This window comes from Nocardioides sp. Z38_18, from assembly GCF_058215695.1.
This window is the reverse complement of sequence record NZ_JBZAJE010000001.1, coordinates 972,873-996,589: the sequence shown is the minus strand read 5'-3', so window position 1 is coordinate 996,589 and position 23,717 is coordinate 972,873. Positions and strand designations below refer to the sequence as shown.

21 protein-coding genes are annotated in these 23,717 nt (G+C 72.6%); 8 read left to right on the top strand and 13 right to left on the bottom strand.

Going from position 1 to position 23,717, the window contains the following annotated elements:
• Positions 1-4: 4 nt before the first annotated feature.
• The 5 genes from AC4BGC_RS04695 to mraZ all read right to left on the bottom strand — a co-directional run bounded on the left by AC4BGC_RS04695 (position 5) and on the right by mraZ (position 4,231).
• Entirely contained in the window at positions 5-1,756 is a 1,752-nt protein-coding gene (locus AC4BGC_RS04695) for a peptidoglycan D,D-transpeptidase FtsI family protein (RefSeq protein ID WP_490545695.1), read from the bottom strand.
• Positions 1,757-1,821: 65 nt separating this feature from the next.
• Entirely contained in the window at positions 1,822-2,457 is a 636-nt protein-coding gene (gene ftsL / locus AC4BGC_RS04690; RefSeq protein ID WP_490554579.1) for a cell division protein FtsL, read from the bottom strand.
• Positions 2,454-3,422, bottom strand: a complete 969-nt coding sequence (rsmH, locus tag AC4BGC_RS04685) for a 16S rRNA (cytosine(1402)-N(4))-methyltransferase RsmH (protein ID WP_490554578.1) — start codon at positions 3,420-3,422, stop codon at positions 2,454-2,456. Before rsmH ends, ftsL begins: the two co-directional genes overlap by 4 nt.
• Before the next feature lie 11 nt (positions 3,423-3,433).
• Positions 3,434-3,568, bottom strand: a complete 135-nt coding sequence (locus AC4BGC_RS04680; protein WP_490545700.1) for a hypothetical protein — start codon at positions 3,566-3,568, stop codon at positions 3,434-3,436.
• A gap of 234 nt (positions 3,569-3,802) precedes the next feature.
• The gene (mraZ, locus tag AC4BGC_RS04675; RefSeq protein WP_490545702.1) at positions 3,803-4,231 is read right to left on the bottom strand and encodes a division/cell wall cluster transcriptional repressor MraZ; all 429 of its coding nucleotides are present in this window, start codon (positions 4,229-4,231) and stop codon (positions 3,803-3,805) included.
• Positions 4,232-4,529: 298 nt separating this feature from the next.
• On the opposite strand from mraZ, the gene AC4BGC_RS04670 reads away from it, so the two are divergent.
• Genes AC4BGC_RS04670 through AC4BGC_RS04660 form a run of 3 tightly spaced genes read left to right on the top strand, consistent with a single transcriptional unit; the run spans position 4,530 to position 9,124 of the window.
• A complete protein-coding gene (locus AC4BGC_RS04670) occupies positions 4,530-5,564 on the top strand; it encodes an AAA family ATPase (RefSeq protein ID WP_490554577.1) in 1,035 nt (344 codons plus the stop codon).
• A 21-nt stretch (positions 5,565-5,585) separates the two neighbouring features.
• On the top strand, positions 5,586-6,797 hold the full coding sequence (locus AC4BGC_RS04665) for a DUF58 domain-containing protein (RefSeq protein ID WP_490554576.1): 1,212 nt from the start codon (positions 5,586-5,588) through the stop codon (positions 6,795-6,797).
• Positions 6,794-9,124: a transglutaminase TgpA family protein gene (locus AC4BGC_RS04660; RefSeq protein ID WP_490554575.1), complete on the top strand. Its 2,331-nt coding sequence runs from the start codon at positions 6,794-6,796 to the stop codon at positions 9,122-9,124. The genes AC4BGC_RS04665 and AC4BGC_RS04660 overlap by 4 nt, the downstream gene beginning before the upstream one ends.
• 228 nt (positions 9,125-9,352) lie before the next feature.
• Here AC4BGC_RS04660 and AC4BGC_RS04655 read toward each other — a convergent pair whose 3' ends face one another.
• From AC4BGC_RS04655 to AC4BGC_RS04630, 6 genes are all read right to left on the bottom strand, one after another.
• Positions 9,353-9,829: an SCO2097 family morphological protein gene (locus AC4BGC_RS04655; protein ID WP_490545708.1), complete on the bottom strand. Its 477-nt coding sequence runs from the start codon at positions 9,827-9,829 to the stop codon at positions 9,353-9,355.
• A gap of 191 nt (positions 9,830-10,020) precedes the next feature.
• Positions 10,021-11,220 carry a DNA polymerase IV gene (gene dinB / locus AC4BGC_RS04650; RefSeq protein ID WP_490545709.1) on the bottom strand — a complete coding sequence of 400 codons (1,200 nt, stop codon included), beginning with the start codon at positions 11,218-11,220 and terminating at the stop codon, positions 10,021-10,023.
• Positions 11,221-11,238: 18 nt separating this feature from the next.
• Entirely contained in the window at positions 11,239-11,976 is a 738-nt protein-coding gene (locus tag AC4BGC_RS04645) for a methyltransferase (RefSeq protein ID WP_490545711.1), read from the bottom strand.
• A 40-nt stretch (positions 11,977-12,016) separates the two neighbouring features.
• Positions 12,017-15,784 carry a DNA polymerase III subunit alpha gene (locus AC4BGC_RS04640; RefSeq protein ID WP_490554573.1) on the bottom strand — a complete coding sequence of 1,256 codons (3,768 nt, stop codon included), beginning with the start codon at positions 15,782-15,784 and terminating at the stop codon, positions 12,017-12,019.
• A gap of 9 nt (positions 15,785-15,793) precedes the next feature.
• Complete coding sequence (locus tag AC4BGC_RS04635; protein ID WP_490554572.1) at positions 15,794-16,276, bottom strand: SAV_6107 family HEPN domain-containing protein; 483 nt, start codon at positions 16,274-16,276, stop codon at positions 15,794-15,796.
• A 28-nt stretch (positions 16,277-16,304) separates the two neighbouring features.
• Positions 16,305-16,700: a DUF6504 family protein gene (locus AC4BGC_RS04630; RefSeq protein ID WP_490545716.1), complete on the bottom strand. Its 396-nt coding sequence runs from the start codon at positions 16,698-16,700 to the stop codon at positions 16,305-16,307.
• 194 nt (positions 16,701-16,894) lie between these two features.
• Here AC4BGC_RS04630 and AC4BGC_RS04625 point away from each other — a divergent pair, with 194 nt between their 5' ends.
• The 3 genes from AC4BGC_RS04625 to AC4BGC_RS04615 are packed head-to-tail and all read left to right on the top strand — an operon-like array spanning position 16,895 to position 19,132.
• Positions 16,895-17,440 (top strand): YbaK/EbsC family protein, encoded by a 546-nt coding sequence (locus tag AC4BGC_RS04625; RefSeq protein WP_490545718.1) that lies wholly within the window; start codon positions 16,895-16,897, stop codon positions 17,438-17,440.
• Positions 17,440-17,799 carry an ArsC/Spx/MgsR family protein gene (locus AC4BGC_RS04620; RefSeq protein WP_490545720.1) on the top strand — a complete coding sequence of 120 codons (360 nt, stop codon included), beginning with the start codon at positions 17,440-17,442 and terminating at the stop codon, positions 17,797-17,799. Before AC4BGC_RS04625 ends, AC4BGC_RS04620 begins: the two co-directional genes overlap by 1 nt.
• Before the next feature lie 22 nt (positions 17,800-17,821).
• Complete coding sequence (locus AC4BGC_RS04615; protein WP_490554570.1) at positions 17,822-19,132, top strand: phytoene desaturase family protein; 1,311 nt, start codon at positions 17,822-17,824, stop codon at positions 19,130-19,132.
• Between the two features lie 21 nt (positions 19,133-19,153).
• Here AC4BGC_RS04615 and metF read toward each other — a convergent pair whose 3' ends face one another.
• Complete coding sequence (gene metF / locus AC4BGC_RS04610) at positions 19,154-20,041, bottom strand: methylenetetrahydrofolate reductase [NAD(P)H] (protein ID WP_490554569.1); 888 nt, start codon at positions 20,039-20,041, stop codon at positions 19,154-19,156.
• 31 nt (positions 20,042-20,072) lie between these two features.
• Here metF and AC4BGC_RS04605 point away from each other — a divergent pair, with 31 nt between their 5' ends.
• A complete protein-coding gene (locus AC4BGC_RS04605; protein WP_490545726.1) occupies positions 20,073-21,158 on the top strand; it encodes a polyprenyl synthetase family protein in 1,086 nt (361 codons plus the stop codon).
• A gap of 52 nt (positions 21,159-21,210) precedes the next feature.
• Here AC4BGC_RS04605 and AC4BGC_RS04600 read toward each other — a convergent pair whose 3' ends face one another.
• Positions 21,211-21,582, bottom strand: coding sequence for an Rv2175c family DNA-binding protein (locus AC4BGC_RS04600; protein ID WP_490545728.1), 372 nt, complete (start codon positions 21,580-21,582; stop codon positions 21,211-21,213).
• 117 nt (positions 21,583-21,699) lie between these two features.
• Here AC4BGC_RS04600 and pknB point away from each other — a divergent pair, with 117 nt between their 5' ends.
• Positions 21,700-23,664: a Stk1 family PASTA domain-containing Ser/Thr kinase gene (gene pknB, locus AC4BGC_RS04595; RefSeq protein ID WP_490554567.1), complete on the top strand. Its 1,965-nt coding sequence runs from the start codon at positions 21,700-21,702 to the stop codon at positions 23,662-23,664.
• The last annotated feature ends 53 nt before the right edge of the window (positions 23,665-23,717 follow it).

Sequence of the window (23,717 nt, the reverse complement as noted above, 5' to 3'; positions counted from 1 at the left end):
GAGGCTATCGACCGGCCTGTGCGGCCCGTTCGGCCAGCACGGCCTGACGACCCCACATGGTGGGCAGCGTCGAGGGTGGCGTCGCGGTCGGAGGTACGGCGTACTTCTGCAGGACGTAGGTGAGCAGCTTGCGGAACACGGGGCCGGCCGTGCCGCCGCCGCTGGCGCCGGCCCGGGGGCCCTTGATCACGACGTAGACGGTGAAGCGGGGCTTGTCCGCCGGGGCGAAGCCGCCGAAGGAGACCGCCGTGCCGCCGTCGCGGTAGCAGTTGCACTCGCCCCCGGCCTGCTGGGCGGTGCCGGTCTTGCCTGCGACGCGGTAGCCCTCGATCCCGGCGCCCGGCGCGGTGCCGACCTCCGGGGTGGTGACGAGCTCCATCATCTCGGCCGTCTGGCGGGCGGCCTGCGGGCTCACCACGCGGCTGCGGGTGGTGGTGGCCGTGCCGACCGACTCCCCGTTGGCCGTGGACGCCTGCCCCTCGACCAGGCTGGGCGAGACCAGCTCGCCGCCGTTGGCCAGGGCGTTGACGGCCGAGGCCATCTGCAGGACGTTGACCGAGAGGCCCTGCCCGAACGCGATCTGGGCGCGGGTGAGCTCGGACCAGTTCTCGGCGGCCGGGAGCAGCGCGCGGCTCTCGAACGGGATGCCGACGCCGGTACGCCGCCCGAGGCCGAACTTGTCGAGGTAGGAGTGCATCTCCTGGGGCGTGAACTCCATCGCGGCGAGTGCCGTGCCGATGTTGGAGCTGCGGGCGATCACCCCGGCGAGAGTGAGGTTGAGCTGGCCGTGGTCGAACCAGTCGCCGATCGTGCGGTCGAGGACCGGGAGCTCCTTGGGCACCTTGATCTTGGTCGTGGGGCTCAGCTTGCCCGCGTCGATCAGGGCCGCGGCCGTGAGCACCTTCTCCACCGAGCCCGGCTCGTAGACGTCGCCGAGCGCCTTGCTGGTGAGCAGTCCCTTGCCCACCTTCGCCGGCTTGTTGGGGTCGTAGGTCGGGTAGTCGGCCAGGGCGAGCACCTCGCCGGTGCGCGAGTCCATCACCACGGCGGCGCCGGACTTGGCCTGGGCCTGCTCGACGGCCTGGCGGATCAGCCGCTGGCTGTACCACTGCACGTCGCGGTCGATGGTCAGCGCGAGGTCCTGGCCGTCGACCGGCTTGACCTGGCTGTTCTCACCCAGCGGGAGGCGGTTGCCGCCGCCGACCTCGTAGGTCTCCTTGCCGTCCTTGCCGGCGAGCAGCTTGTCGAAGTTGAGCTCGAACCCGGCCAGCGGGACGCCACCGTCGCCGACGAGGCCGACGAGGTTCGCCGCCACGTCGCCCGCCGGGTAGGTGCGCAGCGGGTCGGAACGGGTGTCGACGCCGGCGTACTCGTGCTTGCGCAGCTCCTCCATCACGCTGCTGGCCAGGGTGGAGGGGATCCGCCGGGCCACGTAGACGAACCGGGTCTTGTCGTCGGTCTTGGTCAGCTTGGCGAGCAGGTCGAAGTAGTCGAGGTCGAGCCGCTCAGCGAGGATCTTGGCGATCGCCTCGGCGTTCGGGGTGGTGCGCGTGGGGTCCGCGACGATCATCATCCCGGCCACCGACTCCGCGAGCGGGACGCCGTTGCGGTCCAGGATCCGTCCGCGCTTGGCAGGCAGGTCGATGGTGACCACCCCGGACTCGGCCGCACGCGCCGCGTAGGCCTTGGAGTCGATGCCCTGGAGCTGGAACAGGCGTGCCCCGAACAGCGAGAGCAGCATGGCGATCAGCACCATCCCGACCCTCAGCCGCAGTCGGGTCTCGCCACGCTGGTTGGCCGACCGAGCGCGCTGGGGAGGTGTCAACGAGATGCTCCGGAGTTGGCCTGGTTGTTGGCCTTCTTCCTATCGTTCTCGCGGGTCTCGTTGGTGGAGGCGCGAGGGGTGTCGCCCCGCGAAGTGCCCGCAGCGCCTGCCTGGACGGGCTGGGCCACCTCGGGCCGGACGAAGATCTTCCTCGGCTTCAGGGAGTCGGGCAGCTCCGCGGGCATCGGGTTCACCCGCACCGCTCCGTCGAGGGTCGCCGGGGTCGGGGTGCCGAGCACGCGGCCGTCGGAGAGCTGCACGAACGCGGGCTGGGCCGGAGCCACCATCCCGAGGCGCTTCGCGGACACGGCGAGGCTCTGCGGGTCGCGCAGCCCGTCGAGCTCCATGTCCAGCGACTGCTTCTTGGCGGTGAGCTCGTTGACCTGGTTCTGCAGGGCGGTGGCCTTGAAGGAGGACTGCTGCATGTGGGTGTTGAACATCAGCAGGCCGACCACTCCCCCGGCCAGCATCAGCAGCACGAGCACGGCGAACGGCGTACGAGCGGCCTGGCTGCGGCCGAGCTGGCGGCGCGGCGGCACCACGGTCAGGCGGGCCCGCTCCACGGCCGCCTCGGCGAAGCGCGGGACCCGGTTGCGGGCGCCGGCCCTGGCAGAGTTGATCAAGGTGCTCATGCGGCGGTGACCCCCGGGTTGTTGTTGACGCGTTCGACGGCGCGCAGCCGGACGGAGGCTGCGCGCGGGTTGTCCTCGATCTCGGTGGCGGAGGCCTTCTCGGCCCCGCGGGTGAGGTTGCGCAGGGGCGGCTCGTGGCCGGCCGGTACGACGGGCAGGTCGTGGGGCACCCGCGAGGTGGTGCCCGCTGCGAAGGCCTGCTTGACCAGGCGGTCCTCGAGCGACTGGTAGCTCTCCACCACGACGCGCCCGCCGACGCCGACGGAGGCGATCGCTGCGGGGATCGCGCGCCGCAGGGTGCCGAGCTCGTCGTTGACCTCGATCCGCAGCGCCTGGAAGGTGCGCTTCGCCGGGTGCCCGCCCGTACGCCGGGCCGGGGCCGGGATCGTGTCGCGGAGCAGCTCGACGAGCCGCGCGGAGCGGGTGAACGGCTCGGTCTCGCGGGCCTGCACGATCGCGCGGGCGATCTGGCGGGAGAACTTCTCCTCGCCGTAGCTGCGCAGGATCCGGGCGAGCTCCTTGGCGGGGTAGGTGTTCAGCACGTCGGCGGCCGTGGGGCCCTGGGTGTCGTCCATCCGCATGTCCAGCGGCGCGTCCTCGGCGTAGGCGAAGCCGCGCTCACGGACGTCGAGCTGCATCGAGGAGACGCCGAGGTCGAACAGGATGCCGTCGGCGGCGGGGATCCCCAGCTCCTCGAGCACGTCGGGGATCTCGTCGTACACCGCGTGCACCAGGGTGGTCCGGCCCTCGAACCGGGCGAGGCGGCCGCCGGCGAGCTCGAGGGCGTGCTCGTCGCGGTCGATGCCGACCAGGCGTGCCTCGGGGCACCGGTCGAGCACCGCCTCGGAGTGGCCGCCGAGGCCGAGCGTCGCGTCGACGAAGACGGCGCCCGGGTGCTGGAGCGCGGGCGCCAGCAGGGCGACGACCCGGTCGAGGAGCACCGGGACGTGGGCGGGAGTGGTCATGGCGAGGGGCTCTAGTTCCCGAGCCGGACGACGAGCATCAGGAGCAGTGCGAGGCCGCAGGAGGCGACGGCGGAGAAGAGCATCACGGCGAGCGAGTCGCGCACCTCGTGCCTGACCCGACGGGAGGGTGTGACGGTGCTGCTCATGAGATTCGACCCCTAGGTTGCCCTGCTCGTGCTGCGTGACTGCTGGATGCGGTGGTGCTTCGGGGATCGCAGGGCCAGGTTCCCGTCCGCTCGACCCCCGGTTGGAGGGGCGACCCATCTGACACCGGGGAAGGTGCGTCAGAGGGGTCAGTGGGAGGAGCGGACGCGAGCCTCGCCCTGCGATCACCGTTGTTGAGTTGTCCGTGCTGTGCGTCGGGACCGGGGTCCCTTCCTCTAGAAGCCGGGGAAGATCTCTTCCTGGAGGTTGGCGAAGGCCTGTTCCTGGTCGGCCGTGTAGGTGGCCCACGAGCTCGGCTCCCAGACCTCGATGCGGTCGAAGACCCCGATCACCACGGCGTCACGGTCGAGGCCGGCGTACTGCCGCAGCTCGGGGGTGATGGTGACCCGGCCCTGCTTGTCGGGGACCTGCTCGGAGGCCAGTGCGAAGAGCATCCGGCCGTAGGCGCGCAGGCGGGCGTCGGTCTGCGAGGCGTTGCGGAACTTCTCGCTGAACGCGTCGAAGTCGGCCTTGGTGCGGATGTCGAGGGCGCGTTCTTGACCTCTGGTGATCACCAGGCCCTCCTTCATCTCGTCTCGGAACTTCGCCGGGAGGATCACGCGGCCCTTGTCGTCGAGCTTCGGGGTGTAGGTGCCGGAGAACATCTGCTGCTCCCCTCACCCCTGCTCTGTGAACCCGTTGACCGCCAGGTCCCTCCACTTCGCACCACTTTACTCCACATCCCTCCACATGCAACCACTTTCCCGCCACTTGCCTCCCCTTTTCGCCAGCAAATGCGCCCCACCGTCACCGCGCCCGGGCCGGGGCGCCGGCGCCACCGGCCCGAAACGGGGAGCCGCTCGTCGTACCCGCCCGCCGCGCTTGTGTGGTGCTATGGGCTTCACTTGGGAGAGGCGTCCCTCAGGCGGTGGTGGGGCGAAGTGGTGAGAGGTGGAGCCAGACGTGTTCGGAGCGGGAACGCAGAGCCCTGCGCAGGCAGGGCAGGACGCGTCGGGCGGCGCCGAGATCGATGAGGTGCGCACGGTCGCCGAGCGCATCTCGGACAACGTCGCTCGCGTCATCGAGGGCAAGCCCGAGATCGCCCGGTCGGCACTGGTGGTGCTGCTCGCCGGCGGCCACCTGCTGATCGAGGACGTCCCCGGCGTCGGCAAGACAATGCTGAGCAAGGCCCTGGCCCGCTCCATCGACTGCAGCGTCCGCCGGATCCAGTTCACCCCCGACCTGCTGCCCTCCGACGTCACCGGCGTCTCGGTCTTCAACCAGGACACCCGGCAGTTCGAGTTCCGACCGGGCGGGATCTTCGCCAACGTGGTGGTCGGCGACGAGATCAACCGGGCCAGCCCCAAGACGCAGGCAGCGATGCTGGAGTGCATGGAGGAGGCCCAGGTCACCGTGGATGGGACCACCTACTCCCTCGAGTCCCCGTTCATGGTCATCGCCACCCAGAACCCGATCGAGATGGAGGGGACCTACGCCCTCCCGGAGGCCCAGCGCGACCGGTTCATGGTGCGGCTCTCCATGGGCTACCCGGTGGAGTCCGCGGAGATCGCGATGCTCTCCGCGCGTGACGGGACCAGTCCCCTCGAGGACCTCGAGCCCGTCACCGACGCCGCCGAGGTGCGCAAGCTCATCGAGGTCGCCAGCAGCGTGCACGTCTCCGAGACCGTCCAGCGCTACGCGGTCGCCCTGAGCACCGCGACCCGGCGCTCCCCCCACCTCCGGCTCGGCGCCTCGCCGCGGGCCACCCTGCACCTGGTCCGCGCCTCGAAGGCGTGGGCAGCGATGCAGGGTCGCCAGTACGTGCTGCCCGACGACGTGCGCGACCTCGCCCCGCAGGTGCTGCCGCACCGGCTGGTCCCCACCCTGGAGGCCACGATGAGCGGGCGGCGTACCACCGAGGTCGTCGAGCAGGTGCTCGCACAGGTTCCGGTCCCCAACGCCTCCGGCCGGGTCACGCCGGACAGCGTCCGGCCCTGACGAGTCCGAGGAGCAGCGGCGTTGCGCAACCTGACCGTGCAGGGACGGTGCTTCCTCGCAGCCGGCGCCGCCGCGGTCGTGTGCGGCATCCAGATCGGCGAGCGTGACTTCGTCCGGATCGGCCTGCTCGCCCTGCTCGTCCCCGTCCTGACCTGGCTGCTCCTGCGGCACCGCGAGCGCCGGCTGTGGGTACGCCGCGCGCTCAGCGCCCTCCAGGTCGAGGCCGGCACCACCGCCCACGTCGAGGTGGAGGTGGGCACCACCGGCCGACGCACCGGACTGCTCCTCGTCGAGGAGGAGCTCCCCGCCGCGCTGGGCGGGCCGCAGCGGTTCCTGGTCGACCCGCTGGGAGCAGGCGAACACACCACGCTGCGCTACCAGGTGAACACCGACCAGCGCGGCCGCTACCTGCTCGGGCCGCTGCGGGTGCGGGTGGCCGACCCGATCGGGATGGTCGACCTCGGCCAGACCCTTCCCTCCACCGCCTCCCTCCTGGTCACCCCCCACACCGAGCCGCTGCCGCGCGTGCCGCTGACCGGCGCCTGGGCCGGGGCCGGTGAGAACCGGACGCGCGACCTCGTCGGGGGCGGCAGCCCCGACGTGACCACCCGGGAGTACCGGCTCGGCGACGACCTGCGCCGGATCCACTGGCCGACGAGCGCGCGCACCGACCAGCTGATGGTGCGCCGCGAGGAGCAGCAGTGGCAGTCGCGGTGCACGCTGCTGATCGACAACAGGCGGAGCTCGCACCGGGGCCAGGGGGCTGCCTCCTCGCTGGAGACGGCGGTCGGTACGGCGGCCTCGATCGTGCGTCATCTGGTCGGGATGGACTTCGAGGTCCGGCTGGTCACCGCGAGCGACGAGCCCGCCTACCGCGGGTGGCACCAGGGGGCCCGCGGTGCCACGCTCCCCCAGCAGCTCGAGCGGCTCGCGCTGCTCGGCCCGGCTCGCGCCGAGCGGCTGTCCACCGGGTGGGCCGATGAGTCGCGCCAGGGCGGGATGGTGCTCGCCGTGCTCGGTGACCTCGGCGACGCGGACCGCGAGCTCCTCTCCGGCCTGGCCCGGACGGGTTCCTCCCCGGCGTACGCCGTGGTGCTGGATGTCTCCACCTGGGGCGGCGGGAGCAGCAGCGGGCCGCCGGCGACCGCTGCCCTGCGTGAGACGGGCTGGAAGGCCACCACGCTGGAGCGCGGCGCGCCACTGGCCGCCTCCTGGCTGGAGCTGGCGCGATGAGCCGCTCCCCCTTCACCAGGCGCTGGGTCATCGGTCCCCCGGTGCTGGGGCTGCTGGCCGGCTGGACGGCGCTGCTGTCCTGGAGCGGGATGGTGAGCGAGCCGTCCCGGTTCCTGGTGCCGACGCTGTTCGCGGGCCTGGTGCTGGCACTGGCGGGAAGCGTCCTGCGCGCGCTGGGCGTGGCCGCCTACGCCGTCGTGATGGCCCAGCTGGTGCTGGCGCTGGTCTCGCTCAACGTGGCGGTCGCGTCCGGCCAGTCGGTGCTCGGCCTGATCCCGACCGAGAGGTCCGTGCGGAGCACGTCGTACGCCGTCTACAACGGTGCCGCGACGTTGAACACCTACGGCGCCCCGGTGGAGGTCAACCCGATCGCCACCGCTGCGATGCTCACCGCGTGCGGCCTGGCCGTGATCTTCTCCATCGACGTGCTGGCGATGAGCCTGCACCGTCCGGCGCTGGTCGCGCTGCCGCTGCTGGCGGCCCTGAGCGTGCCCGTGACGATCATGACCGACGCCCTGGCGGTGCCGGTCTTCGTCGCCGTGGCGGTGCTGTTCCTGTGGCTGCTCGCCGCGCAGTTCCCCGACCGCCTGCGCAGGTGGGGCAACGGCGGGTCGGCCCGGGTGCCGGACGGCCCGGCCCCGGTGAGCAGCCGGGCGGAGGTCCGCACCGGCACCGGCACGGCGACGCTGTGGCAGGTCTCGGCCGCCGCCGTCCTGCTCGCCCTGTTCGCCGCCCCGCTCGTCCCCGTCGCCGACCTGCTCAGCCGCACGCCCGCCGACAGCCTCGGGAACGGGCTCGGCGACGGACGCGGCTACCAGCTGGCGGTGAACCCGTTCATCCGGATGCGGCGCGACCTCGTGGTGAAGACGAACACGCCCCTGGTCTATGCCGAGACGAAGTCGCGGACGACCGGCTACCTGCGCACGACCGTGCTCGACGACTTCACCAGCAGCGCCTGGCGGCCCTCGCCCCGCGAGCTCCCCAGCGAGAACGACGCCGACGGCACCTTCCCGAACCCGCCCGGGCTCGCTCCCTCCGTCGACGGGGTCGAGGACGAGTGGAAGCTCCAGCTCGCGCCCCGGTTCAGCACGATGTGGCTCCCGCTGCCCTACCCGATCCGCAACCTGGACGTGCCCGGGCTGTGGCGCTACGACGACCGCACCCTCGACGTCGCCTTCCTCAGCCGCGGCAGCACCTCGCAGCTGGAGTACCGCGCCACCGCCTTCACCCCCACCATCACCGCCGAGCTGCTCGACGCGGGAGGCAGTGCGCCGAACAGCGTCCGGGAGCCGATGACCGAGGTGCCCGAGGACCTCCCCGACGTGATCGCCGAGCGGGCTCGTGAGGTGACCCGTGGGGCCGAGGGCGACTTCGCCAAGGCGGTGGCGCTGCAGGACTGGTTCCGCGAGGGCGGGGGCTTCCGCTACTCCCTCGAGCAGCGGAGCGGCTCGGGGATGGACCTGCTGGCTGCCTTCGTCACCAACGACCGGGTCGGGTACTGCGAGCAGTTCGCCGCGGCGATGGCCGCGATGGGGCGCACCCTGGGGATCCCAAGCCGGGTCGTGGTCGGGTTCCTGGACGGCACCACCGAGCCGGACGGGCGCATCCTCTACACCAGTGACGACCGGCATGCGTGGCCGGAGATGTACTTCTCCGGGGCCGGGTGGGTCCGGTTCGAGCCGACGCCCAGCCAGCGCGCCGGCGCCACCCCGTCGTGGACCCGGCAGGCCCTCCCGGCGGTCGCGCCCTCGGTCGCCCCCGGCGACCAGGCTCCGCGGAACCAGGCACCTGCCCCCGCGCAGGCGGCAGACGAGGACTCTGCGAGCGATGGGAAGGGACGCAGCCTGCCGGTGTGGCCGCTGGTGGCCCTGGCCGTCGTGGTGGTCCTGGGCCTGGGGCCGGGCCTGGCACGCCGAGTCCAGCGGACCCGCCGGCTCGGCGCCTCGGACCCGACGCACCTGGCCGAGGGGGCCTGGTCCGAGCTGCGGGCAACGGCTCTCGACCTGGGCCTGGAGTGGCCCGAGCAGCGATCGCCCCGGGAGCAGGCGCGCAGCGTGGCCGGACAGGTCCCCGTCCGCGACGAGGATCGGCACGCCCTGGAGGACCTGCTGGTCCGGGTGGAGCGGGGACGCTACGACCGCGGCGGGGCCCCGGGATCGGGCGGGGGATCCGGCGGGGGGTCCGGCGGGAGCGTCGATGCGCAGCTGCGCGACCACACCGTGGAGACGGTGGGTTCGTGGCGACGGGCGATGGTGAGCAGCGTCGACCGGCGGCGCGGCTGGCGTGGCCGGCTCTGGCCCAGCTCCCTGCTGCGGCGCGAGCGCTGATCGACCGGGCTGATGGCGCCGTGCTGATGCTCCGGCTTCCGGACTCAGGGGTGGTTCACGTTCCGGGCTCAGGGGCTCAGGGGCTCAGGGGCTCGGCGTCGGGACGGGCTCGTCCTGATCGGGCCGTGATGTCGGCCCCACGTGCTCAGGCCCGGGACGCTGCTGTCATGGTCGCGGGGACCTGGTTGGGCCCCTCATGGTCGGGGGCCAAGGATGATCGGATCGGGCTCAGTAGCCCTCGTGCCGCCGGCGCTCCCAGCGCTGCTCCATGCGCTGCATGAAGGTGCCGTGCTTGGGTCCCCGACCACCGCCGCGGCGCTGCTTGGTGGGACGCATCTTGCGGGAGCGGCCACCCTCGATCACCTCGAAGCGGTGCGGGTTGTCGTCGAAGTCGAAGAGCTGGTCCTCACCGGTCTGGGCCTGCGCCGGCACTGCGTGTCGCCCGCGCCAGGTGGCCAGGCCGATGGTGGCGGAGGCGAGCATCACCACGAAGCCGAGCACCCCCAGCCAGATCTGTGCACTGATGGTGCCGCCCATCATCATCGCGACACCGAGCACGAAAACACCGCCGGCTGCGGCGGTGCGCATTCGCGCGACTCGCTGGAGGGTGCTGCCCCTCAACGTCGAGGCGAACTTGGGGTCCTCCTGCGCGAGCGCATGCTCCATCTGCTCAAGCAGGCGGAGCTCCTCTTCGGAGAGCGGCACGGCTTCCTCCCGAACTGATCTGGTCCCTGCTTTGAGTCTAGGCAGGCTCCCCACAACTCGGTAGCCGGGTTCGGAAAATGTTGATCGCGATTTCGTCGTCGCGGGATTGCCGACCGGCGCTGGGGCCGCTGCCCGAGCACTGTCCGGGGCACCTTCGAGGGCGGTCTCAGGGCCCGGTCCAGTGCCCGGTCTCAGGGCCGGTCACCGAGCAGGAGCGTGGCCCGGCGTACGGCGCCGCCACCGAAGCGGAGCGCAGCCGCGTCGGCCGCCCGGTCGGCCTCCTCCCAGCCGCGCTCCCTCGCGCCGAGGACGAGCTGGCGCTGCACCTGATCGCGTGGGACCAGGCCCTCGACGCGTACGCCCACCAGGCGGATCCGGGCACGCTGCAGGCCGAGTGCGTCGAACAGCGCCGCCGCGGTGGCATGGATCTCACCGGTGCCGTCGGTGGCATCGGCCAACGTCCGGGAGCGGGTGATCGTGGTGAAGTCGGCGAACCGCACCTTCAACGTGACCGTGCGCCCCGCGACCCCGGCGGCCCGCATCCTGGACGTCACCTTGGTCGCCAGCCGCAGGAGCTCGCGCAGCACCACGGCCCGGTCGTCGGTGTCCCGGCCGAAGGTCTCGTCCGCCCCCATGCTCTTGTCGGGGTCCTGGGTCACCCGGCGCGGGGTGAGCGTGCGCCGGTCGGTGCCCCACGCCAGGTGGTGGATCTGGGTGCCGGCCGCCACGCCGATGCCGCGCTGCAGGGTGGTCAACGGCGTGTGGGCGACGTCGCCGACGGTGCGCAGGCCGAGGCGGTACAGCTGCTCGCGGGTCTTCTCCCCCACCCCGTAGAGCTCGCCCACGTCGAGGGGGTGCAGGAACCGGGTGACCTGGCGCGGCGGGACCACCAGCACCCCGTCCGGCTTGGCACGGCGGCTGGCCAGCTTGGCCACCGAGACCGAACCGGCGAGGCCGACCGAGCAGGTGATCCGCTGCTCGTCGGCCACCCGGGCCCGGATGTGCTCGGCGATCTGCACGGGACTGCCCAGCCTGCGCACCGATCCGGAGACGTCGAGGAACGCCTCGTCCATGGAGATCGCCTCCACCACCGGGGTGACCTGCCGGAAGATCTCCATCACCGAGGCGGAGACCGCTTCGAAGTCGGCGTAGTCGGGGGCGATCACCACCGCGTCGGGACACATCCGCCGGGCCCGGGTCATCGGGAGCGCCGAGTGGACGCCGTACCTGCGGGCCGGGTAGTTCGCGGCCAGCACCACCCCGCGGTGTCCTCCGCCCACGATCACCGGCAGGTCGGCCAGCTCGGGGCGGTCCCGGATCGCCACCGAGGCGTAGAAGGCGTCCATGTCGACGTGGAGGATCGGGCAGTCGAGGGAGGGGTCTCGGGTCATGAGGGCCCCCGGCGGGGGTCAGCGGGTGGCGACGAGGTGGAGCTGGCTGGCCAGGGTGAGGTACTCGGGGCGTTCGGAGACTGCGCGCTCGAGCTCGAGCAGGGCTGCGCTGGCGCCGGGCTCGAGGTCCAGGAGGGTGGAGGGGACCAGGTCGGTGAAGACGCGGATGCCGTGGCTGCTGCGGATGCCGAAGCCGGCACCTTCGAGGAGGCTGGTGATCTCCTCGACGGTGAAGCGGTGCTCGTTGGCGCGGGCGTCACCGGCCGGGCGGTCGGGATCGCCCTCGAGCAGGCGCATGGCCTGGGTGAAGTGGCCGGCCATCGCGCGGGCCAGCACGGCGGCGTGCCGCTGGCTGACCACCAGGGAGAGGGATCCGCCGGGGCGCAGCACCGAGGCGATCTCCCGCAGCCCGGTCTCGGGGTCCTCGAGCAGGCCCAGCACACCGTGGCACAGCACCAGGTCGACGCCGCCCTCGGGCGCGAGCTCGCGCAGGGTGCCCAGGTCTCCCTGGAGACCGGTGACCCGGTCGGCGACGTCCTGCTCGTCGGCGCGACGAGCCAGCGCAGCGAGGGCGTCGGGGCTGGGGTCGATGACGGTGACCCGGTTGCCCTGGGCGGCAACCCGGACCGCGAACCCGCCGGTGCCACCTCCGATGTCGAGGACCTGCTGCTCGCCGGTGCCCTCGAGGAGGGCGTGGACGGCGTCCCAGACCACCGCGGTGCGGGCAGCGGTACGTCGTTCGAGGGGGCGTTCCATGAGCGCCAGCCTAGGGGGTGAGGTCCTGGAGGCCGGGAGGTCATCCGGCGCTCCCCGGGCTGCGGTGCCACAGCTTGCGGGCCACGTCACCGGTGAGGGTGCCCGGGGCCCCGGTCTGGGTACCGGTCTTGATGCCGGTCTTGATGTCGGTACCGGCGGGCTTGATGTCGGCGTACGGCGACATCCGGAAACCGCTGGTGTGCACCATCACCCGGCTCGGGCCCTGGGTGGACCCAGCGGACCCGGCGCCGAACCCGGCGGGCACCCGGTCGATCTCGGCGTGGACGGCCGCCATCCCCTCGGCGAGCCACAGGTCGTGCAGCTTCCCGAGGTCCCAGGCACCGGTCGCCCGCAGCGAGACGCCCCGCCGGCCCGTGCGGCGCAGCTCTCCACGGACCACGAGCAGCCAGGAGCCGAAGACGGTGGCGGCGTAGGGCCCCTGGGCGTCCTCGAAGAAGGTCGCGTCCACCGGGCCGGTGGCGTCGTCGAGGGTCAGGAAGATGACCCGGCGGCCCGAGCGGATCGGCGGGGTCTGGGTGGCCACCTTCACCCCGGCGACCAGCAGCTCGCTGCGGCTGCGGGCGGAGAGCAGGCCGGAGGAGCGGGTGATGCCCAGCCGGTCGAGGAACTCGGCGTGGAAGTCGATCACGTGCTTGCTGGCATCGAGGCCGAGGATGTCGAGCTCGGCCCGGACCCGGTCCCCCTCGGTCATCTCCGGCAGTCCGCTGGGGATGCCGGCGCCGGAGACCTCGTCCCCGAGGTCGAGGGTCAGCTGGAAGGAGGCGTCGCCCTCGCGTGCGGCGCCGTTCTGTGCCCCGTTCTGTGCCCCGTTCTGTGCCCGGTTCTGTGCCCAGTCCGGGGACCCGCCTCGGGCCCCGGGCCGGGACAGTCCGCGGGCCCGCTTCGTGCCCGCCCGGTCGGAGGCACGCCGCAGCCGGTCGAGGTCGCTGACCTCGAGCAGCAGGTCACGCCTGGTCAGCCGGCCGCGACGGCCGGCCCCGCTCCCGCCGATGCCGTAGATGCTGTCGAAGGCGCCGGCCTGCACCAGGCGCTCGACGACCGGCCGCGCGACGTGGGTGCGTTGCCAGAAGTCGGTCAGCGAGGCGTACGGCGCCCCCTCCCGGGCGGCGACGACCCGGCTCACCTCGCCGTCGTTGATGCCCCGCACCTCCTCGAGGGCGATCCGGATGCCCCACCCCTCGCCGGTCTCCTCCACGACGTACGCCGCCTCGCTGGCGTTGACGTCGAGGCCGAGCACGGCGATGCCGAGCTGGCGGGCGTCGTCGAGGATCAGCCGCTTGGGGTACATCCCGGGGTCGTGGGTCAGGACACCGGAGAGGAAGTGGGCCGGGTAGTGCGCCTTGAGCCAGGCCGACTGGTAGGTCGGCAGCGCGAACGCGGCGGCGTGGGCCTTGCAGAACCCGAACGAGGCGAACGCCTCGATCACCTTCCAGATCTCCTCCACCACCGGCAGCGGGTAGCCGCGGCCGAGCGCCCGCGGGTAGAACCAGGTCTTCGTCTCGGCCATGCCGTCCCGGTCGCCGAGGGCACGGCGCCACTCGTCGCCCTCGGCGTAGCTGCAGCCCGCGAACTCGGCGATGATCTCGATCACCTGCTCGTGGTAGACCACCACGCCGCGGGTGCCCTCCAGGATCGGGCGCAGGTCGTCGTGGAGGTAGCTGGCGCTCCGCCAGCCGTTCTTGACCTCGAGGTAGGGCGTGATCATGTCGCTCTTGACCGGTCCCGGCCGGAACAGCGAGATGTCGGCGATGATGTCGGAGAACTTCTCGATCCCGGACTTGCCGACCAGCTCGCGCTGCCCGGGCGACTCGATCTGGAAGACGCCCAGGGTCTTGGCCGAGGAGATCAGCGAGTAGGTGGTGGGGTCGTCGAAGGGCACCTGCACCTCGTCGTCGAGATCGATGGCGCGGCCCGAGGTCCGCTCGATCTCTCCCACCGCGTGCGCCATCGCCGACTGCATCCGGATGCCGAGCACGTCGAGCTTGAGCAGCCCGAGGTCCTCGACGTCCTCCTTGTCGAACTGGCTCATCGGGTAGCCCAGGGAGCTCTGCTCCACCGGGGTGCGGTCCAGCAGGGTGCGGTCGGAGAGCAGCACCCCGCACGGGTGCATCGCGATGTGCCGGGGCAGCCCGTCGAGGCTCTCCACCAGCCGGAAGAACATGTCGAAGGTGCCCCACTCCCCGGCCGCCGCCTCCCGCGCCATCCCGGTGGAGCGCAGCTCGGGCAGGTCGCGCAGCGCCATCCGCGCGTCACGTGCGCGGATGTGCGGGAACGCCTTGGCGATGGCGTCGATCTCCCCCATCGGCATGCCCAGCGCCGCCCCCACGTCGCGGATCGCGTGCCGCACCTTGTAGGTGTCCATCATCGAGACGGTCGCGCACCGGTCGGTGCCGAAGCGCTCGAGGATCGCGTCATAGACCTCGAGCCGGCGGGCCGACTCCACGTCGATGTCGATGTCGGGCAGCGAGCGGCGCAGCGGGGAGAGGAACCGCTCCATCAGCAGGCCGTGCCGGATCGGGTCCACCCCGGAGATGCCGAGCAGGTAGTTGACCAGGCTGCCCGCGCCCGAGCCGCGCGCCGCGCTCCGGATGCCGAGCTCGCGGATCATCGTGGTCACGTCCCCGACGGTGAGGAAGTACGACGCGAAGCCCAGCTGGCCGATCGTCTGCAGCTCGTCGTCGAGCCGCTTCCAGATCCGCTGCCGCGGTGCCGAGCCGTAGCGCCACCCGACCGCGGCCTCGCACCGGGCCCGCAGCTCGAGGTCGACGGAAGCCGCGCCACCACTGCCACCGCCGCTGCCTGCGGCGACCTCGAACTCGGGGAAGTGCACCTCCCCGATCCCGAGGTCGTCGCGCGGGTCGAGCACGCACTGGTCGGCGAGCGCGCGGGTCCGGGCGAGCAGCTCGGTGGCGCCGCGGGAGCCGTGCTCCCCCAGCCCGGCGAAGCGGCAGATCTCCTCGGCCACCTCGTGCATCTGCTTGCCCGACTTCAAGAAGCCCTCGGCGTTGGCGCGGTCGAGATGACGGACGTCCATCGGCACCAGCCGGCGCGCGGCGTCGAGCACGTCGATCGTGGGGGCGTCGAGCCGATCGGCGTAGCGGACCGCGTTGGAGAGCACGGCCGGGACCCGGGCCGCGCCGGCCAGGCCGGCCATCCGGGCGGCGTGCGGGGAGGAGCCGGGACCGGACCCCTGGATCCGGTGGGAGACGACCTCGACCACGACCTGCTCGGTGCCGACCAGGTCGAGCCAGTGGCGCAGCACGGCACTGCCGAGGTCGTCGCGACGCAGCGTGGCCGCCCGCCCCAGCTCCGAGGCCGGTCCGAGCAGCACCCGCACGTCACGACCTGCGACGTGCTCGGCCACCAGCTCGGGGGTGCACACCGGGGTCCCGCGCTCACCTGACTGGTGGGTCGCCGAGACCAGCCGGCACAGCGCCGCCCAGCCGCTCCTGCCACCGGCCAGGAAGGTGACCCGGGGCAGCCGGGCGTCGCGGAACGCACCACCGCGGGTCGGGGTCCGGGTGGGGATCCGGGCCGGGGCCGGCCTGCCGGTCGGGTCAGGTGTGCTCGGGGAGAAGGCCAGGTCGACGCCGAGGACCGGCCGGATCCCCGCCGCGACCGCGGCCTTGACGAACCGGACCGCGCCGTAGGTGCCGTCGCGGTCGGTCAGCGCGAGCGTGTCCATCTCCTGCTCGGCCGCCCGTTCCACCAGGACGTGGGGGTGCGAGGCGCCGTACTGCAGGGAGTAGCCCGAGGCGACGTGGAGGTGAACGAAGGGATCAGCCACGAAGCGCTCTCAGGCGACCCGGATCGGGGCGTGCTCGGTCAGTCCCAGCGAGGTCTCCACCAGGGCCAGGAACCGGTCGGCGTCACGGACCAGGTCGTCGGCCTCACGCTCGGTGACCGCCCGGCGCGAGCCGGCTTCGGCAGCGGCGCGCTTGCCGGCACCCGCGGCGAAGAAGGCGGCCCACTCGGCGAGCTCGGGAGCAACCTCCGCGAGCAGGACCCACGCGTTCTTCTGCGGGCGTCGCCGCGACGAGATCGCGGGCTGGGCGCGGGCGGCCAGGAGGGCGGCGGTGGCACGCAGCGCGGAGACGTGGGCCAGGGCGTAGCGCTCCGGCACGTCGGTGCTGGCGATCGCCTCGCGCAGCGACTCCGCTGCCCGCTCCAGGTAGGAGTGCGTGGCGGCGCTCAGGAAGTGGGGCGGCGCCGCGTGCCCTGGGTGGGCTGCGGGGTGGGTTGCCGGGGTGGCTCTCGGAGCGGTCATCTGCTGGGTCATCTCGTTGTCCTCTCGATCCGTCGATCCGTCAGTCCATGGCCCGGACGAGCTGCCAGCTGCCCTCGGACCAGCTGAAGACCAGGTCGAAGACGCCGAAGCCGGGGTCCTGCCCAGGAGGCTGTCCGGGTGAGTGCTGGGCGGCGACCCTCCCCCTGGCTGCTGCCACCCGCCACACCTCGCGCTCCCGGAGGAGGTCGGTGTCGAGTGCCCCAGAAGTCGGGCCAGAAGTCGGGCCAGAAGTCGGGCCGGAAGTCGGGCCAGAAGTCGGGCCGGAGGTCGCCGGGCGGCTGGCCCACCAGGCACCGGTCTCCACCCAGTGCGCCACCACCTCGCGCACTTGCCACAGCCGCCCCCGCCACAGGAACTGGTCGGGGTCCTCGTCTGCGCCCTTGTGCACCTCAACCGGGTCGTCGTAACGCCGCACCGTCTGCTCCTCACTGTCCGCAGCTGTTCGACCCGCTGTCAGTGCCCTGGCGGAGGATGGGGGTCGAGGTCACCCTCCGCCAGGACTTGTTCGAACAGATGTTCGAACAAGTCCAAAGGTACACCTCCCCTCCGACAACCCGTCAAGAGCCGATCCGTGGCGGCGCCCCACGACCGGGCCGGTACGTTGCCCCCATGACCGAACGACCAGTCGAGCTCCCGGCCGAGATCCCCGGCGAACAGGGCCGGCCCGTGGGCGAGCACGCCGCCATCACCAGGTTCCGCGCCGAGCTCGCCCGCCGCGGCGGGCGCGGGCGGATCGTCGTGCTCCCCGACTCCGTGCACACCGCCCAGCTCGCCGCCGACGCCCTCGGCTGCGAGGTCGGGGCGATCGCCAACAGCCTGCTGTTCGCGGTGCCTGACGGCGCTGAGGGCGAGGACGAGCCGCTGCTGCTCCTGACCAGCGGGGCGCACCGCGTCGACACCGACAAGGTCGCCGCCGAGCTCGGCCTGCCCGCGCTGCGGCGTGCCAAGCCCGACTTCGTCCGCCGGCACACCGGCCAGGTCATCGGCGGCGTCTCCCCCTTCGACCATCCCGCGCCGGTGCGCACCTACCTCGACCCCTGGCTGCGCCGGCACGAGGAGATCTGGGCGGCCGCGGGCCACCCCGCCGCGGTGTTCTCCACCACCTTCGAGGAGCTGCAGCAGCTGACCGGTGCCGACGAGCTGGAGGTGGAGTGATGGAGATCTGGATCAACCCGGCCTGCACCAAGTGCCGGGTCGCCAAGTCCGAGCTGGACACGGCCGGACTGGACTACACCGAGCGGCGCTACCTCGAGGACCTGCCGACCCCGGCCGAGCTCGCCGACGTGCTGTCCCGGATGGGACTGGAGCCCTGGGACCTCGCCCGGCCCAAGGAGACCAAGGAGGCCGGCATCGACCTCCCCCGCGACGCCTCCCACCGCGACGACTGGATCGCGGCGATGGTGGCGAACCCACGCACGATCCAGCGCCCGATCATCACCCTCGACGACGGGACGACGGTGGTCGCCCGGGACACCGAGACCCTGGCCGAGGTCGTCCGGCGCGCCGGGGGCTGACCCGGCCCGTAGGGTGACCGCCATGTCAGCAGTCGTGGTGGTCGGAGGCGGGTTCGGCGGGATGGCGAGCGCCGCACGACTGGCCAAGATCGGCCACCAGGTCACCCTGGTCGAGGCCTCCGGCAAGCTCGGCGGCGCCCTGGGCTACGTCGAGCAGGACGGGTTCCGCTGGGACTCCGGGCCCACGCACACGCTGCTGCCGGCCGTGCTGCGCGACCTGTTCCGCAAGTCGGGTCGGGCGCTGGAGAAGGAGATCGAGCTCGTCCCCGTCGAGCCGGTGGCCCGGCACATGTTCGACGACGACGACGACACCGTCCTCGACCTTCCCGGAGGCAGCCGCGCCGCCCAGATGGAGGCCGTCGAGAAGGCCCTCGGCGACGGAGCCGGAGCGCAGTGGGCGGCCTACGTCGACGCGTTCGCCGACGACTGGGAGACGCTGCGCCGCGACTGGCTCGAGCGGCCCTACTCCGCCGACCTCGCCAGCAAGCAGGCCAAGGCACTGCTCACCACCAGGATGAGCCTGCACAAGCTGGTCCAGAAGGCGTTCAAGGACGAGCGGCTGCGCCAGGTGGCGGCGTACCCGATGACGCTCGAGGGCCACGACCTGCGCAATGTCCCCGCGTGGATGGGGATGTGGACCTACGTCGAGCAGAACTTCGGCGCCTGGACCGTCCCGGGCGGGATGGGCTCCCTGGCCGACGCGCTCGCCTCCCGCCTGCGGACCCGCGGGGTCACGGTCCTCCTCGACTCCCCCGCCCTCGACCTGGAGCTCGCCGGCGGCCGTGCCGTGGGGGTCCGCACGCCTCAGGGAATCCTCACGGCCGACCACGTGGTCTGCGCGATCGACCCGCGCCGGCTCCCCTCGGTGGCGCCGCTGGTGCAGCGCACGATGCCGGTGATCCCGCCGGTGACCTGCCACATCGGGCTGGTCGGCGAGGTGCCGGACCTGCCCGCCGAGGTGGTGCTGCACGGCGACCCGATGGTGGTGGTGCGTACCGGCGGCCAGGCACCCGCGGGCGCGCACGCGTGGACCCTGCTCGGCCGCGGTCAGCTTGCCGAGGACATCGTCACCGCCATGCACCGGGCGGGCCTGCGGGTCCGCGACCAGGTCGAGACCCGCGTCGACCTCTCGCCGCGCCAACTGGTCGAGCAGTGGCACGGCTCGCCGTACGGCGTGCTCTGGCAGGGCCGCAACACCGTCACCCGTCGTCTCGGCCCCACCACCCCGATCCCGGGGCTGCTGATGGCTGGAGCCCACGCGACGCCGGGAGCGGGTCTGCCCTCGGTCGGGCTCTCCGCGGCCCTGGTCTCCCAGGTGATCGGGCCCGCCTGACCCGAGTCCACTCCCCGGGCGTCAGGCCTGGACGGACAGCGCGGCGAAGATCTCGCGCGTGGCCTTGGAGCGGTTCAGCGTGTAGAAGTGCAGGCCGGGCGCGCCCTGCTCGAGCAGCGTGTCGCACAGCTCGGTGGCGATGGCGATGCCTTCGGCGCGTACGGCGGCCGGGTCGTCCTTGAGCGGCTCCAGCCGGGACATCACCTCGTCGGGGATCTCCCGACCCGAGAGCTCCACCATCTTCGCCATCGAGCGGAAGTTCAGGATCGGCATGATGCCGGGCACGATCGGGAAGTCGACGCCGACCGCCCGGGCCCGCTCGACCAGCCCGAGGTAGTCCGAGGCGCGCAGCACCATCTCGGTCACGGCGAACTCGGCGCCGGCGTCGCGCTTGGCCTTGAGCACGGCCACGTCGTCGTCCAGAGACGCGGCGTCGCGGTGGCCCTCCGGGAACGCCGCGACCCCGATGGAGAGGTCGCTGACCCGGCGCAGGTGCGCGACGAGGTCGGAGGCGTACTCGATGCCGCCCTCGGTGGAGACCCAGTCCGACCCGGGACCACCGGGCGGGTCGCCGCGCAGGGCGAGCACGTTGCGCACCCCGGAGTCGACCAGCGCCTGCACGATCCGGTCGAGCTCCTCGGTGGTGTGCCCCACGCAGGTCAGGTGGGCCATCGGCAGCATCGAGGTCTCGTGGGCGATCCGGCGGGTGATCGCGACGGTCCGGTCGCGCGTCGTACCTCCGGCGCCGTAGGTGACCGAGACGAACGTCGGCCGCAGCGGCTCCAGCTCGCTGATCGAGCGCCACAGCACCTCTTCGCCGGCCTCGTCCTTGGGCGGGAAGAACTCGAAGGAGAAGGAGCGCCCGTCCTGCCGGAGCAGGTTCCCGATGCGTCCAGAGCCCTCATTCATGGGTTCGAGAATACGGGTCTACGCTCGCCGGGTGACCTTGCATCACCAACCGTGGGACGCCCGCTGGGACTCCGCCCGCTTCCGCGACGACGTCGAGTCCACCCTCCAGGAGTTCGTCAGCACCCGTGCTGCCTGGCTGGACCGCCTGGGCCCGGACGCCCAGCGGCTGGTCGAGCACGCGCGGGTCAGCGTCTCGGGCGGGAAGCGGCTCCGGGCCGCGTTCTGCTGGTGGGGGCACCAGGCCGTCCGGGAGCCGGAGGACCGCGCCGCCCTGGTGCGCGCGTGCGCGTCCCTCGAGCTGCTCCACGCGAGCGCGCTGGTCCACGACGACTACATGGACGCCTCCGACGTACGCCGTGGCCGGCCCGCGACCCACCGCGCCTTCGAGCAGCTCCACCGCGACCAGGGGTGGGCGACCAGCCCCGAGCAGTACGGCGCCTCCGCCGCGATCCTGATGGGCGACCTGCTGCTCAGCTGGTCCGACGAGCTGCTGCGCACCTGCGGCCTGCCCGCCGACCGGGTGCTGGACGCGCTGGGCTACTTCGACCTCACCCGCAGCGAGGTCGTCACCGGGCAGTTCCTCGACGTCTCCGCGCAGGCGCGGGGGTCGGCCGACGTGGAGACCGCGATGACGGTGCTGCGCTACAAGTCGGCGAAGTACTCCATCGAGCGGCCGCTGCACATCGGTGCCGCCCTGGCCGGGGCCAGCCCGGAGATGATCACCCAGCTCACCCGGTTCGGCCTGCCCCTCGGCGAGGCGTTCCAGCTCCGCGACGACCTGCTCGGCGTGTTCGGCGACCCCGAGCTCACCGGCAAGCCCGCCGGCGACGACCTGATCGAGGGCAAGCGCACCGTGCTGATCGCGCTCGCGCTCGACACGCTGCCGGCCGCCGACGCGAAGGTCCTCGACGCCGGCCTGGGCACCGCCCTCGACCCGGGCCAGGTGGAGCACCTGTGCCGCCTGATCGACCAGTCCGGGGCCCGGGAGCAGGTCGAGGCCGTGATCACCCAGCTCACCGAGCGGTCACTCTCCGCCCTCGCCGCAGCCGACATCACCGAGCGCGCCCGCGGCGTACTCGCCGGCCTGGCCGCCGACGCCACCCAGCGCGCCGTCTGACCCAGCCGTGGTCCGCTGAGCGGGCACCCACGACCCACCGTGGCGCCGAGCGCTAGAGCGCGAGGGCCTGGGCGCGGCGCTTGACCTCGGAGCCGCGGTTCTCGCGGAGGGCGTCGATGGGGCGGCCGGGGAGGGTCTCGTCGGGGGTGAACAGCCAGGTCAGCTTCTCGCGGTCGTCCCAGCCGCCGTCGGAGAACAGGGTCAGCAGGCCCGGCACGCCCTTGACGATCTCGCCGTCCATGATCAGCTCGGCGGGGATCTGCTGGCCCGCGCCAGGGGTCGGTACGGCGGCAGCGAGCTGGTGCTCGCGGATCCACTGCCGGATCTTGCTCACGCTCACGTGCAGCTCGGCGGCGGCCGCCTTCCAGTCGAGCCAGTCGGTGATCAGCGTTGCCAGGTCGTCCTCGGGGGTGTTGTCACTCACCTGCACATGCTCCCATCACGCCCAATCACCCGGCCCACCTACCGGGTCTGGGCGCCCGGAGCGCCTAAACTCCCGGGGCAGTCGGGTCTCTTCCCCAGCCCGGCGCAGGAGGAGACCGTGGACCGCAGCGCCGATGCCTTGACCGGGCGCGTCCTGGACGGCCGGTACCGCGTCGGCCCCCGGATCGCCCGCGGCGGGATGGCCACCGTCTACGAGGCCACCGACCTGCGCCTGGACCGCACGGTGGCGGTCAAGGTGATGCACGAGGGGCTGGCCGACGACGACGAGTTCGTACGACGCTTCCAGCGCGAGGCGCGCTCCGCGGCCCGCCTGTCCCACCACAACGTGGTCGCCGTCTTCGACACCGGCGACGACAACGGCACCTTGTTCCTGGTGATGGAGTACGTCCCCGGCCGGACCATGCGCGACCTGATCCGCACCGAGGCGCCGATGTCGCCGGGCAGGGCCCTGGCCGTGATCGAGCCCGTGCTGGCCGCGCTCGCCGCCGCCCACGACGCCGGCATCCTGCACCGCGACGTCAAGCCCGAGAACGTGCTGCTGGCCGACGACGGCCGGGTCAAGGTCGCCGACTTCGGCCTCGCTCGCGCGATCAACTCCGAGACCCAGCACACGGCCACGGGCGGGGTGCTGATCGGCACCGTGTCCTACCTCTCCCCCGAGCTGGTGGTCAACGGCAAGGCCGACGCCCGCGCCGACGTCTACGCCGCCGGGGTGCTCATCTACGAGATGCTCACCGGGCACAAGCCCCACCAGGCGGCCAGCCCGATCCAGGTCGCCTACAAGCACGTCCACGAGGACATCCCCGCGCCGTCGGCCTCCACGCCCGGCATCCCGCCGTACGTCGACGCGCTGGTCGCCCGGGCCACGGCCCGCGACACCGCCCTGCGGCCCGCCGACGCACGCGTGCTGCTGCACCAGGTACGCCGCGTCCGGAACGCGCTCGACCACGGCGTCGTCGAGGATCCCGACCTGGTGGACGACCTCGTCCCGACGGTGCCCGTGGGCGGCATCCGCACCCCCACCGGCGAGCTCCCGGCGCAGATCATCGAGGCGCACGACCTGAGCAGCCTGCAGGACGACGAGGACGACGACCGCGACGCGCTGCTCCTCGCCACGGCTCCCCCCGGCAACCAGCGCCCCGTGCGCAGCGACCCTGCCCCCGTACGCCCCGCGCAGCGCTCCCGCCGCGGGCCGGCGCTGCTCGCGGTCGTGGTCACGCTCGCGGTCCTCGCGGCCCTGGGCGGGTGGTACCTCGGGGTCGCCCGCTACACCTCCACCCCCGGTGTGGTGAACACCAGCGAGGCCGCCGCCCGGGTCAAGCTCCACCAGGCCGGGCTCTCGATGGAGGTCACCGACGAGGCCTTCCACGAGACCGTCGCCAAGGGCGCGGTGATCTCCACCGACCCCGACCCGGGCGAGCGCGTCCGCAAGGACGGCACCGTGGGTGCGGTCATCTCGCTGGGCCCCGAGCGCCACGACGTGCCCGACGTCGCCGGGAAGAGCCTCGACGAGGCGCAGCGCGCCCTGGACGACTCGAAGCTCCAGTACGGCGACTCGATCGAGCGCTTCCACGAGAAGGTCCCCGCAGGCCGGGCGATCGGGACCGACCCCGAGAGCGGCACGTCGTTGCGGCGCAACGCCGCCGTCGACGTGATCATGAGCAAGGGCCCGCGGCCGATCACGATCCCGAGCATGGTGGGCAAGCCCCTCCCCGCCGCGAAGACCGCCCTGGAGAAGCTGGGCTTCAAGGTGGGCGCCTCCGAGGCCAACGACGACACCGTCCCCGCCGGCCGGATCATCTCGCAGAACCCCGCCGAGGGCACCGGAAAGAAGGGCGACACGATCTCGTTGGTGGTCTCCAAGGGCCCGGTGATGGTGCAGGTGCCCGACGTGGTCTCGATGGGCTTCGAGGCCGCCAAGCAGCGCCTGGAGGCGGCCGGCTTCAAGGTGACCTCGCGCGAGGCGAGCCTCTACATCGGGGTCAGGTACGTCGTGGCCACCGATCCCGCGCCCGGGACGATGGCGCCCAAGGGCAGCGTCGTCGTGGTCAGCATCGTCTGAGCCGGATCTCCACAGCGGCTCACCCGGCGCGCCGCCACGCCTGCAACATCAGC